The sequence below is a fragment of the Kaistia hirudinis genome (assembly GCF_014196455.1).
Taxonomy (GTDB): domain Bacteria; phylum Pseudomonadota; class Alphaproteobacteria; order Rhizobiales; family Kaistiaceae; genus Kaistia; species Kaistia hirudinis.
Map to the genome: position 1 here is coordinate 185274 of NZ_JACIDS010000003.1, position 12271 is coordinate 197544.

The 12271-nt window shown below is 67.4% G+C and carries 13 protein-coding genes; 8 read left to right on the forward strand and 5 right to left on the reverse strand.

Translation table 11 applies throughout. The features are described 5' to 3' along the window. Positions 1-17: 17 nt before the first annotated feature. The 6 genes from GGR25_RS10910 (at position 18) to GGR25_RS10935 (ending at position 5053) form a co-directional block, all read left to right on the forward strand. Complete coding sequence (locus tag GGR25_RS10910; RefSeq protein ID WP_183398825.1) at positions 18-323, forward strand: putative quinol monooxygenase; 306 nt, start codon at positions 18-20, stop codon at positions 321-323. Positions 324-513: 190 nt separating this feature from the next. Further along, a complete protein-coding gene (locus GGR25_RS10915; protein WP_183398826.1) occupies positions 514-1290 on the forward strand; it encodes an SDR family NAD(P)-dependent oxidoreductase in 777 nt (258 codons plus the stop codon). A gap of 219 nt (positions 1291-1509) precedes the next feature. After that, positions 1510-2229 carry a glucose 1-dehydrogenase gene (locus GGR25_RS10920; RefSeq protein ID WP_183398827.1) on the forward strand — a complete coding sequence of 240 codons (720 nt, stop codon included), beginning with the start codon at positions 1510-1512 and terminating at the stop codon, positions 2227-2229. Positions 2230-2246: 17 nt separating this feature from the next. Next, positions 2247-2642, forward strand: a complete 396-nt coding sequence (locus GGR25_RS10925) for a cupin domain-containing protein (RefSeq protein ID WP_183398828.1) — start codon at positions 2247-2249, stop codon at positions 2640-2642. 128 nt (positions 2643-2770) lie between these two features. Beyond that, complete coding sequence (locus GGR25_RS10930) at positions 2771-3913, forward strand: NAD(P)/FAD-dependent oxidoreductase (protein ID WP_183398829.1); 1143 nt, start codon at positions 2771-2773, stop codon at positions 3911-3913. Between the two features lie 21 nt (positions 3914-3934). Continuing rightward, positions 3935-5053, forward strand: coding sequence for an NADH:flavin oxidoreductase/NADH oxidase (locus GGR25_RS10935; protein WP_183398830.1), 1119 nt, complete (start codon positions 3935-3937; stop codon positions 5051-5053). A gap of 30 nt (positions 5054-5083) precedes the next feature. On the opposite strand, the gene GGR25_RS10940 is transcribed toward GGR25_RS10935, so the two are convergent. Beyond that, positions 5084-6607, reverse strand: coding sequence for a malonate--CoA ligase (locus GGR25_RS10940; RefSeq protein WP_183398831.1), 1524 nt, complete (start codon positions 6605-6607; stop codon positions 5084-5086). Between the two features lie 17 nt (positions 6608-6624). Next, the gene (locus tag GGR25_RS10945; protein WP_183398832.1) at positions 6625-8004 is read right to left on the reverse strand and encodes a malonyl-CoA decarboxylase; all 1380 of its coding nucleotides are present in this window, start codon (positions 8002-8004) and stop codon (positions 6625-6627) included. A 137-nt stretch (positions 8005-8141) separates the two neighbouring features. Here GGR25_RS10945 and GGR25_RS10950 point away from each other — a divergent pair, with 137 nt between their 5' ends. Beyond that, positions 8142-8912 carry an SDR family NAD(P)-dependent oxidoreductase gene (locus tag GGR25_RS10950; protein ID WP_183398833.1) on the forward strand — a complete coding sequence of 257 codons (771 nt, stop codon included), beginning with the start codon at positions 8142-8144 and terminating at the stop codon, positions 8910-8912. Between the two features lie 17 nt (positions 8913-8929). Here the strand turns inward: GGR25_RS10950 and GGR25_RS10955 are convergent, their stop codons facing one another. The 3 genes from GGR25_RS10955 to GGR25_RS10965 form a co-directional block, all read right to left on the reverse strand. Next, on the reverse strand, positions 8930-9667 hold the full coding sequence (locus GGR25_RS10955) for a GntR family transcriptional regulator (RefSeq protein WP_183398834.1): 738 nt from the start codon (positions 9665-9667) through the stop codon (positions 8930-8932). A gap of 189 nt (positions 9668-9856) precedes the next feature. Next, a complete protein-coding gene (locus GGR25_RS10960; RefSeq protein ID WP_183398835.1) occupies positions 9857-10858 on the reverse strand; it encodes a Gfo/Idh/MocA family protein in 1002 nt (333 codons plus the stop codon). Positions 10859-10886: 28 nt separating this feature from the next. Further along, on the reverse strand, positions 10887-11174 hold the full coding sequence (locus GGR25_RS10965; protein ID WP_183398836.1) for a YciI family protein: 288 nt from the start codon (positions 11172-11174) through the stop codon (positions 10887-10889). Between the two features lie 216 nt (positions 11175-11390). On the opposite strand from GGR25_RS10965, the gene GGR25_RS10970 reads away from it, so the two are divergent. Further along, positions 11391-12263 (forward strand): fumarylacetoacetate hydrolase family protein, encoded by an 873-nt coding sequence (locus GGR25_RS10970; RefSeq protein ID WP_183398837.1) that lies wholly within the window; start codon positions 11391-11393, stop codon positions 12261-12263. Positions 12264-12271: the final 8 nt, after the last annotated feature.

Sequence of the window (12271 nt, forward strand, 5' to 3'; positions counted from 1 at the left end):
ACCAAAGGGAGTGAACCATGTCGCGGCAATTGACGGTCATCGCGCATCTCGTCGCGAAGCCCGACAAGATCGAAGAGACGAAGGCGTTCCTGCTGACGCTGGTCGACCAGACCCGGGCGGAGCCGGGCTGCGTCGACTATGACCTGCATCAGGACGACGCGAACCCGGCCGAATTCACCTTCTACGAGAACTGGGTGGATCGCCCCACCTGGGACCGGCACATGGAGATGCCCTATCTCAAGGAGTTCGCCAGCCGCGCCGGCGACCTCTTCGCGGCGGAGCCGCATATCCGTCTGATGACGATGGTGACCGCCCGCGCCTGAAGGATCCCTGTCGGAGCGTGCGCGCGCCGGCGGCGATGCCCGCAGGCCAAAAAGGGGCCATGGCCAGGCGAGAATATGAGACGGCAAACTGAAATGTCGCGGGCGGGTCCGGTGTGGCCGCGAGGTGTGACGGCGTGCGCGGAAGAGGATGGCCGGCCGCCGGCGCCGGGAGCATAGCAAGGAGGAAGAAATGGAACTTGAAAGCAAGGTCGCGGTCGTCACGGGCGCGGGGCGCGGCATCGGCGCAGGGATTGCCACGGTGCTGGCGAAGCACGGCGCGGATCTGGTGCTGACCGACCGCGAGACGTCGGGCGCTGAGGAAACGGCGGAGCTGATCCGCAAGACGGGCCGCAAGGTCGTGGTCCTGCAGCACGACGTCACTTCCTGGGAATCGACCCGCTCCATCGCCGAGGCGTCGATCGCCGCGTTCGGCAAGGTCGACATCCTCGTGACGAATGCCGGCGTCTCGAAGAGCGTGCCCTTCGCCGAGCTGACGGCAGAGGAGTGGGACCGGGTCAACGACGTCAACGCCAAGGGCGTCTTCCTGAGCTGCCGGGCCTTCGTGCCGCATATGATCGAGCGCAAATACGGCAAGATCGTCAACATCTCGTCGATGGTCGGCAAGGAGGCGATCCCGTTCTTCGCGCATTACTGTGCGTCGAAATTTGCGGTCATCGGCCTGACGGAATCGATGGCCAAGGAGCTCGCGCCGCACAACATCAATGTGAACGCGGTCTGCCCCGGCGTCGTTCGTACGCCGCTCTGGGATCCGCTGCTCGAGCAGCTTTCCGAGAACAAGAAGATCAGCCGGGAAGAAGCCTGGGAAGAGTTCGTCGGCGGCATCCCGTTCAAGCGGCCGCAGACGCCGGAGGACATCGGCGAGGCCGTCGCGTTCCTGGCGTCGGACCGGGCGCGCAATATCACGGCCAGCGCGGCCAACGTCTCCGGCGGCCAGATGATCTGGTGAATCCGGCGGGCCGCGCGCAGGCGTGGCCCGCTTTTCCAAGGCATATCCCGGCGCGGCGACGCGTCTGCCCGAGCCTTGCCCTCCCCAAGTGATCACGGCCGGTGCGAATTCTCAGACTGAGGATCTTTGGGCCGGCCGAACCGCCTGACCGGGCTAGTCTTTCGAGCAAAGGAACGCGGCAGCCAAGCCGCGGCGGAGGCCACGGTCAGGGAGGGAAGAGTGGCGAGGCTTTCTGGAAAAATCGTGTTGGTGAGCGGGGCGGCCCAGGGCATCGGCCGTGCGGTCGCGGAGCTGTTCGCCGAGGAAGGCGCCACCGTCTATGCCGGTGACGTCAGGCCGGTTGCGTCGGCGGCCGGCATCGTACCGCTCAGCCTCGACGTGACCCGCGAGAGCGACTGGGCGGCAGCGGTCGACCGCGTCCTCGCCGAGCAGGGGCATCTCGACGTGCTGGTCAACAATGCCGGCATCGTCAAGGCCTATGGACCGGTGCTCGATACGCCGCTCGATGCCTGGAACGAGGTCGTCGGCGTCAATTTGACCGGCAGCTTCCTCGGCATGAAGGCCGTGATTCCGGCCATGCAGTCGGCCGGCAAGGGCTCGATCGTCAATTTCTGCTCGATCTGGGGCAATGTCGGCGTGGCCGGCGCCGCTGCCTACAACGCCGCCAAGGGTGGCGTGCGCAACATGACAAAGAATGCGGCCGTCACCCATGCGGCGGAAAATATCCGTGTGAATTCGGTGCATCCGGGGCTCATCCGCACGCCACTGGTCGAGGCGCAGTCGGACGCGATGAATGCCGGAATCATCGCCCAGACGCCAATGGGACGGATGGGCTCGCCACGCGAGGTGGCACAGGCCTGCCTCTTTCTCGCCAGCGACGAATCCTCGTTCGTCACCGGCTCCGAACTCGTCGTCGACGGCGGCTATCTGGCCCAGTGAGTGTGCAGGAGGATCGCATGAACATCATGAACGCCCGCGTCGAGCCGACGATCGAGCATGGCGGAACCTGCCACACCTATTTCATGGTGCCCAAGGAGGCCATGCGGGCGGAGACGCAGGGCTCCTATCTCGAATACGTCGCCGAGTTCGAGATCGCTGTCGGCGCCCATCTGGAGCCGCACCGGCATGACACGCATGAGTTCTACTACGTCCTCAGGGGGCGCGGGCTGATGCAGATCGGAGCCGAGAAGCGCGAGGTGGCGCCCGGCGACCTGATCCACATTCCGCCCAATGTCGTTCATTCGATCCGTCCGATCGGCGAGGAGCCGATCCGCGCTCTTGCCTTCGCCGCCAGCTTCCTCCCGCCTGGCGGTGCGGGGAGCGAAGCCGAGGCCGCCGACCTCCCGGCGTGAGGGGACTGCCGTCTCTCCGGCTTCTCCCCAGGCCGGCCTCGCTGCTAGAGCAGCGAGGCCGGCCTTTCGAACGCGAGCGTCGTCCCCACCAGCGCCGGCGGGACGGCCGAACTGGAGCCATGTGAGCAATGAGCGATTTCGACTGCGTCATCGCCGGCGCGGGTGTGGTGGGGCTTGCGATCGCCAAGGCGCTCGCCGAGCGCGGCCATGCGGTGCTGGTCGTCGAGAAGGAGGAGCATGTCGGGACCGGCATCAGCGCGCGCAATTCAGAAGTGATCCATGCCGGCCTCTATTATCCGCCGGGCAGTCTGAAGGCCCGCTTCTGCATCGAGGGCCGCGACCTGCTCTACGACTATTGCGTCGCGCGAGGCGTCCCGCATCGGCGGGTCGGCAAGCTGCTGGTGGCCGTCGAAGCGGCGCAGGCCGGCCGTCTCGACGCGATCCGGGACAATGCGCAGAGCAGCGGCGTCGATGACCTCGTGCCCCTGACGCAGGCGGAGGCGCTCGCGCTCGAGCCGGAACTGCACTGCGTCGCCGCGCTGCTGTCGCCATCGACGGGAATCGTCGATGTGCACAGCCTGATGCTGGCGCTGCAGGGCGACGCCGAGGCCGGGGGCGCGGTGATGGCGCTGCGCACGAGTGTCGAGCGCGTCGCCACGCGCCGCGACGGCGTCACGGTGACGACGCGTGGGGCCGATGGCGAGGGCTTCGACCTCGAGGCGGGGTTCTTCATCAATGCGGCCGGGCTCGATGCACCGGCGCTCGCGCGGCGGATCGACGATCTGCCGGCGGAGCGCGTTCCGCCGGCCTATCTCGCGCGGGGCCACTATTTCACGCTTTCCGGCCGGTCGCCCTTCTCCCGGCTCGTCTATCCGATGCCGGTCGAGGGCGGGCTCGGCATCCATCTGACGCTCGATCTGGCCGGCAGCGCCCGTTTCGGTCCGGATGTCGAATGGATCGACACGATCGACTATTCCGTCGATCCGGCGCGCGGCGCGCTCTTCGCGGCCGAAATCCGCCGCTACTGGCCGGCCTTGGACGAGGCCTCGCTGCAGCCCGGCTATGCGGGCATCCGGCCGAAGATCTCCGGCCCCGGCGAAGTGGCGGCCGATTTCCGCATCGAGGGACCGGCCGACCATGGCGCCGGGCCGATCGTCAATCTCTTCGGAATCGAGAGTCCCGGCCTGACCGCGAGCCTCGCGATCGCGCGGCACGTGGCCGATCTCGTCGATGCGGCGGGGGGCGGCAGGGATGGTCCCCCCGGATCCTGAACCATCACGGAGTTGATATCGATGTCGAGCGCCCTCTTCTCGCCGATCACGCTGCGCGGGCTGACCTTGCCCAACCGCATCGTCGTATCGCCGATGTGCCAGTACAATTCGACGGACGGCACAGCGAACGACTGGCATCTCATGCATCTCGGCCAGTTTTCGCTCGGCGGCTCCGGCGGTCTCGTCATGACCGAGGCGACGCATGTCACGCCGGAAGGGCGCATCACGCTCAAATGCGCGACGATGTGCAGCGACGCCAACGAGGCGGCGATGAAGCGCGTCATCGAGTTCTGCCGCCAGTATGGTGTCGCCCGTCATGGCATCCAGCTGAGCCATGCCGGCCGCAAGGGATCGACCTTGCCGCCGGCGCTCGGCGGGCGCCCGCTGAAGGCGGAGGAGGGCGCCTGGCAGACCGTCGCGCCGTCGGCACTGCCTTTCGGCGATGGCTGGCACGTGCCGCATGCGCTGGATCTCGACGAGATCGAGGCGCTAACGCGGTCCTATGTGGCTGCGGCCGAGCGGGCGGATCGGATCGGCTATGATCTCGTCGAGCTCCATGCGGGGCACGGCTATCTGCTGCACCAGTTCCTGTCCCCGTTGTCCAATGTGCGCACGGACCGCTATGGCGGCAGTCTCGAGAACCGCATGCGCCTGCCGCTGGAGATCTTCTCGGCCGTGCGCGCCGTCTGGCCGGACGAGAAGCCGATGGGCGTCCGCATCTCCGCCACCGACTGGGTCGAGGGTGGCTGGACGCCCGAGGAGTCGGTTGTCTTCGCTCGCGAACTGAAGGCGCTCGGTTGCGACTATGTCGATGCGTCCAGCGCGGCGCTCGATCCGCGCCAGCAGATCCCGATCGCCGCCGGCTACCAGGTTCCTTTCGCCGAGAAGATCCGAAACGAGGCGGGCATCGCGACGATGGCGGTGGGGCTCATCGGGACGGCACAGCAGGCCGAGGCGATCATCGCGGACGGACGGGCCGATCTCGTCTGCATGGCGCGCGGCGCCATGTGGGACCCGCGCTTCGCCTGGCATGCCGCGGAGGAACTGGGCGCCGAGGCGCCTTATGCGCCGCGCACCATGCCCTGCCATCCCTCCACCCGCCCGTGGCTCTTCCCCGGCCGGCAGAAGCCCGCCGCCTGAGCGGCCGGGCTGCCGACCCAGTCGCCGGCCCTATCCGGCGGGATTGGCGAACACGGACCGGTAACGGTCGCGCAGCACGTTCTTCTGCACCTTGCCCATGGTGTTGCGCGGCAGTTCGTCGACGAAGTCGATATGGCGCGGCAGCTTGAAGCGGGCGAGCCGCTCCGTCAGCGCCCCAAGGATCGCTTCGGCCGAGACATCGTTCCGGCCGTCGCGCACCACCACGGCGACCACGCCCTCGCCGAGATCGGGATGCGGCACGCCGATGACGGCACTCTCGACGACGCCGGGCAGCGCGTCGATCTCGCTCTCGATCTCCTTGGGATAGATGTTGTAGCCGCCGGCGATGATGAGATCCTTGCCGCGGCCGACGATCTGCACATAGCCGTCGGCATCGATCAGGCCGAGATCGCCGGTGATGAAGAAGCCGTCCGGCCGGAACTCCGCCGCCGTCTTCTCCGGCATGCGCCAATAGCCGCTGAACACGTTCGGCCCGCGCACCTCGATCATCCCGATCTTGCCCGGACCGAGTGGACGCCCGCCCTCTGGCTCAGTGATCCGGACCTCGGTCCCGGGCAGCGCGAAGCCGACCGTGCCGGCGCGCCGCTCGCCGTCATAGGGGTTGGAGGTATTCATGTTGGTCTCGGTCATGCCGTAGCGTTCGAGGATGGCGTGGCCCGTCCGCTCGCGCCAGACGGCGTGGGTCTCCGCGAGCAGCGGTGCCGACCCGGACACAAAGAGACGGATCGACCGCGCCCGCTCCCGATCGAGTTCGGGATGCTGCAGCAGGCGGACATAGAAGGTCGGCACGCCCATCAGCGCGGTCGCGCGCGGCAGCGCGGCGATGATGCGCTTCGGATCGAACTTGCGTTCGAACAGCATCGAGCCGCCAGAGAACAGCACGACATGCGTCGCGACGAAGAGGCCATGCGTGTGGAAAATCGGCAGCGCGTGAATTAGCACGTCGTCGGCGGTGAAGCGCCAGGCTTCGACGAGGGCCAGTGCGTTGGAGACGAGATTGCCATGCGTGAGCATGGCGCCTTTCGAGCGGCCCGTCGTGCCCGAGGTGTAGAGGATCGCTGCGAGATCATCGGCCCCGCGCGGGGCGACAGCCACCTCGCCCGTCTGCGTCCCCGCCTTGGCGAGCAGGCTTCCATCGCCGTCGGCGCCGAGCGTTTCGAGACGCGCGCCGACCTTGCGCGCAAGGGGCTCGATGGCTTCGGCGCGCGCGGGATCGACAATGACGAGGCGCGGCTCCGCATCGGTGAAGAAATAGTCGAGCTCGGCCGTCGTATAGGCGGTGTTGAGCGGCAGGAACACCGCGCCGGTCCGGATGCAGGCGAGATAGAGCAGGATCGCCTCAGGGCCCTTCTCGACCTGAACCGCGACGCGATCGCCGAGCTCCACGCCGAGCGCGACCAGCGTCGCCGCGATGCGGGCGGCGCTATCGAATGCCGCGCCATAGCTGATGCGGCGGCCGTCGTCGGTCTCCATGAGCAGGCGTTCGGGCGCCGGACTGCGCGCGCGTATGGCGTCGAACAGGTGATTGCCCATGACGATGTTCCTCCGCTTTATTCTTTGTGCTCGGACTTTGCGCCGCGCCTTGCCGATGGCAGCCGTGGCCGCTTTGCGCCCGTCCGCGGCAGAAGGCTGCGGATCGATGGTACGGCGACCACCTCATGACTGGCGAAATAGCGCTCGTGGTTCGTCTCGATATCTTCGGGCCGATAGCGGTAATTGACCATCAGGCCGAGCGCCGTGCCGATCCCCCGGGGCGAGCGGTCGCCGAGCGGATTGATGCGCTCGAGCTGCGCGCCATTGCCGAGGTGGAAGCGGGCGACGGGATCGATCACGCGCCCGCCATCGTCCCGCGCGAGAAGGAAATACCGTGCCGCGAGAGCGGGCATGAGCGCCTCCATGCGCGCACAGGCCGCCTCGTCGTCGATCCAGCCGGGCGTGGTGGCGATAGCCCGCGCCTCCTTCGCGCCCTCGACGTCCGCGCTATCGCCGCCGACCCACGCGGCGAAGCCGGGCACGGGCGAAAGGGTCATGAAATCGACGAGGCCTGGAAGATCCCGGTGCAGATCCTCGACGACCTGCTTGATCAGGAAATTGCCGAAGGAGATCCCCCTGAGACCGCGCTGGCAGTTCGATATCGAATAGAAGACCGCGGTCGTCGCCTCCTCGGCCGGAAGCACCGGCCGCTCTTCGCGCAGGAGTTCCGCGATCGTGGAGGGAATGCCGCGCGTCAGCGCTACTTCGACGAAGATCAGCGGCTCTTCGGGCAGTTGCGGGTGGAAGAAGGCGTAGCAACAGCGGTCCTCCGGTTGCAGGCGCCGTCTCAGATCATCCCAGTTGTGGATCTCGTGCACCGCCTCGTCGCGGATGATCTTCTCGAGAATGCTGGCCGGCGTGCTCCAGTCGATGCGGCGCAGCGTCAGGAAGCCGCGATTGAACCAGGACGACAGCAGGTGGATGAAGTCGCGGTCGACCACGGCGAGATCGGGGCGCAGCGCCAGCCGTGGGAGCAGGTCCTCGCGCATCCGCACCAACGTCTCGACGCCGCCCGGCGCGAGATTGATCCGGCGAAAGAGGTCCTGGCGCGCCGGCTCGGTCGCCGCGTGCAGCAGGGAAGCCGACATGTCGCTCGGATCGCGCGCATAGGCATCGATCGCCGCCGCGACCTGTGCATGATCGCTGCCGAACCGCGCGAGCAGCATGTCCAGAAATGCGAGCCGCGCCGCCGCGTCGGACTGGCGCCAGCGCGTGATGATCGCGCCGGCATAGGCAACGCCGGACACCTCGCCGCGGCTCGAGACCAGCCTTTCACACAGCTGCTGCATCGTCAGCCCGGCGGCGATCCCGTCGCCGCCACGGACGCGGCCGATCATGCGGCGCCCGCGGTCCGCGACGCCCTGCAGAAGCTCGGCGAGGGAGAGGGCGCGATTCATCCGGGATGGTCCGCTGCGCGAGGCCCGTCAGGCGCCTCGACCGGCGAAGAGCCAATATGAACATAAAATATCGATAGAACGACCATGCCGCAATTATGATCGCTAAAAGCCAGGATGCCGGATGGAGGATTACCGGAATGAATATCGCGGCGCAGTTCGACTTGAGCGGCAAGACGGCCTTCATCACCGGTGGCGGCGGCGGGCTCGGTGCGGCGGTGGCCGAGGCCTATCTGGCCGCCGGCGCTGCGGTCGCCATTTCGGACATCGACGCCTGGCGGGTCGACGCCGCCGTTCAGCGCCTTGCCGGCAAGGGAACGGTCATCGGCGTCCCGGCGGACGTGACCGATGCGGGCAGCGTCGGCGAGGCGGTCGCCGCGGCGATCCGTTCCCTCGGCAAGATCGATATCCTCTTCACCGCCGCGGGTTTTGCACGCCGCACGGCGGCGGTCGATCTCGATCCGGAGGAGTTCGATCGCATCATGGCGATCAATGTGAAGGGTACCTTCCTGCCGGCCCAGGCGGTTGCGCGCGACATGATCGCCCGCGGTGGCGGTGGCAAGATCATCACGATCGGCTCGGTGCGCGGCCTGGTCGGTCACCCGCTCGGCTATGTGAGCTACGGCACCAGCAAAGGCGCCGTGCACCTGCTGACCCGGCAACTCGCCACCGAATGGGCTCAGCACCGCATCAACGTCAATTGCATCGCGCCGTCGGTCATCCGTACGCCGCTCGCCGATTTCATCCTCAAGAACCCGGAGGTGCGCGATCTCTTCATGTCGCGCATCCCGTTCAACCGGCCTGCGGAGCCCGAGGAATTGGTCGGCACCGCGATCTATCTCGCCGGCCGGGCTTCGGATTTCGTCACCGGGCAGATCCTGTTCGTCGACGGCGGCAGCACCGCCGGCTGAGCGGCGCCAGGCGGCGTTCAGGCCGGACCGCGGTTGCGTCGCGGCCGTGCGTCCGGCATTTCCCGTGAGCGGAGCGCCTGCAGCGACAATTCGCTGGTCAGGCGATAGTGGCGGAGGAGCGCATCGACGGCACCGTCCGCGTCGCCCTCCAGTGCCTTGGTGGCGATGTCGCGGTGCTCGGCGAGTTCGTCCCGGTCGCTCCGCCCGCCCGCCCGCGCGATATGGCGATAGCGCCGTGCCTGGTCGGCGAGTTGCTCGCAGAAGCCGATCAGCCATCGCGACCGGCAGGCGGCGATCAGCGCGCCATGAAAAACGCGATGCAGCCGCTCCCATTCGGGATTGGCCTGTCCGGCCGCGAGATAGCGCTGCGTGCGCGACAGCCAGTGGAGCGCGACGACGATCTCCTCCTCCCAGCGACGCGTGCGATTGGCGATCGATTCGCGCAGCGCTTTCTCCTCGAGCCAGCACCGCGTGCGCGTCAGCTCCATCAGCTCGTCGGCCGAGACGGGCATGACGAAAAAGCCGCGCTGGTCGTGGCGTTCGAGCAGTCCTTCCGAGGCGAGACGGTTCATCGCCTCGCGCACGGGCGAGGCACCGGCGCCGTAATGCGCCACGGCCCATTCGACCCGAACCTTGCTGTTGGGTTCGAGCGCACCGTGCAGCAGATCGTCGCGAAGCTGCCAGTAGACCGTGCTGGCCAGCGTGCTTCGGGCGGGCGGACTGGACGGGGCATCGGAGAGGGATGTGTCGGTCAACACAGTTCCGTCGGTGGCAACCCGGCCGGCATGCCGGGGCTGACCACGTTATATTTTCGTTGATCGGGAGTTCAAGCGAATACAATCGATATTTCGTCCCGATGCGACGCGGAGCGCCCCACGCCGCATGGCCGTCCGACCGAGTTCCGGACGGGTTGATTCGTCGGAACCCAGCATCGGCTCCCCGGATCACGCGAGGCCGATCGGCCGACCTCCCTCGGCCGCCGATGCGACGATCGCCTCGAAGATCTGGATGTTGCCGAGCAGTTCGTCCGGTGTGAAGCGATAGGGTCTCCTGCCGGTAACGGCGTCGGCCCAGGCCTCGAAATTGGCCGTGACCGTGTCGGTCGGCTCGAACACCCCCACCTCGCGCGGCCGGCCCGTTCCCCGGCAGAGTGTGACGATGGTCGGCTTGCCTTGGTCTACATTGCCTTCGCTGACCACCTCGACCCAGGCCCGGTCGCCGAAGAGCGTTGTCCGGCCGTAATAGGGCACGCTGGACAGCAGGGTGATATTCGCCCGTGCACCGGAGCGGAAGGCGAGCGCCGCCGAGACGAAGTCCGTCGCCGGCGGCGCGAACACGAGGCTCGCTGTCTGCGCGCGGACCTCCACCGGCGAGCCGAGCAGCGCGACGCAGAGGTCCGTCTGGTGGATTCCGGTCGCCGTCATCATGCCGGCCGGCGCATGGCGGGGATCGAGCCGCCAGTTCGCCGGGTCGATCGAACGGAAGAGGTCGTGGCTGATGTTCGCCTCGAAGAGCAGCGGCGTCCCCAGCGCTCCGTCATCGAGGAGTTGCTTCATCATCTCGTAGGCCGGCTCGTAGCGCCGCTCATGACCGACGCCGAGCACCTTCCCGGCGCAGGCGCAGGCGTCCAGCACCCGCGTCGCGCCGGCTGCCGTCATGGTGAGCGGCTTCTCGCAGAACAGCTCCTTGCCGGCGGCGAGAACGGCGAGGCATTGCTCTTCATGCAGCCTGTGCGGCGTGGCGAGGATGACGCCGTCGACAGTCGGATCTGCGAGCACCACGCCGAGTTCGAAGGCGTGCGGAATGCCGAGCCCGGCCAGGAAGGCCATCGCGTCCGGCGCCGGGGCCGGATCGATACCCCAGACGACGTCGAAAGACCGGCTCTTCGCCAGTGCGCCGATGATCTGCTTGCCCCACCAGCCGAGGCCCGCCACTGCAACGCGCATCGCCGTTCTCCTTCGGATCACGCCGGATTCAGCCCTGCCGCTTCTGGAACGCCGTGATCGTCACGACCTCCCAGACGCCGGCCGCGTGATAGGGATCATCACGGTTGAAGGCTTCGACGGCGCCGCGATCGTCGGCGTCGACGATCAGCAGGCTTCCCTTCATCGTCGTCCCGTCGTCCTCGACCAGTGGGCCGGCCATGACCATGCGAACCCCATAGTCTCCGGCCTTCTTCAGATGTTCCGAGTGAGGCTGCTGGGCGGTCTTGCGCCGCGCGAGGCCTTCGGTGCCGTCAAGGGCATGGATTGCGAACAGCATGGCGAAGTCCTCCCGATCCTGGCGGCGCCGTCCATGCGCCGGCCCGCCAATGACGGGCTTGTTTCACGCGGAGAGTAGGGGACGGCACGGCGCTTCCCGGCTTGGATTTTCCCAGACTGAGAAAAGATCGAGGATCGATTGTGAGGATATGAAATATCGATATTTTCGGTCTGCGGCGCTTGGGCGATCTCCGCCGACGCCATCGGGAGAAGGTGTATGCGCTATTCGGTGGTGCTGGAGGAGGGCGAACGGCGCCTCGCGGTGGTGGATGGCGGCCGCTTCGCGATCCTCGGTCCCGACTTCGCCGATCTTCGTGCGGTCCTTGTGTCCCCCGGCGCCGAGGAGGCGATGCGTCGCCGCGTGAGCCTCGCCGAGGCGGACTGGCGGCCCCTTGAATCGGCGCGGTTCGCGCAGCCCTTCGCGCGGCCGGGCAAGATCGTCTGCCTCGGGCTCAATTATCGCGATCACGCCCTCGAAGGCGGCTATGCCGTGCCGGATTACCCGGCGCTGTTCCTGCGCACGGCGACGTCGCTGCTGGCCGCCGGCGCGCCGATCGTGGCGCCCGCTGTGTCGGAGAAGCTCGACTTCGAGGCGGAGCTGCTGGTCATCGTCGGGCAGGGCGGCCGCCGCATCGCCGAAGCCGACGCGCTGCGCCATGTCTTCGGATATGCCTGCTTCAACGATGCTTCCATCCGCGACTTCCAGCGCAAGACGCATCAATGGACGCCCGGCAAGAATTTCGACGGCACCGGCGCGATCGGGCCAGTGGTGGTGACGGCGGATGAGCTTCCTGCGGGCGCCTCGGGTCTTGCCATACGCTGTCGGTTGAACGGCACCACCGTTCAGGACGCGAATACCGCCGACATGCTGGTTTCCGTGCCGCGCGCGATCGCGATCATTTCCGAGTTCATGACGCTGGAGCCTGGCGACATGATCGCCATGGGCACGCCACAGGGCGTCGGCCATGCACGCAATCCGCCGCTCTGGATGCGGCCGGGCGACGACGTCGAGGTCGAGATCGAGCGGATCGGCATCCTGCGCAACCCGATCGTCGCCGAGGACTCGGCCGCCGTGCCGCGCGCATCCTGAGACCGTAG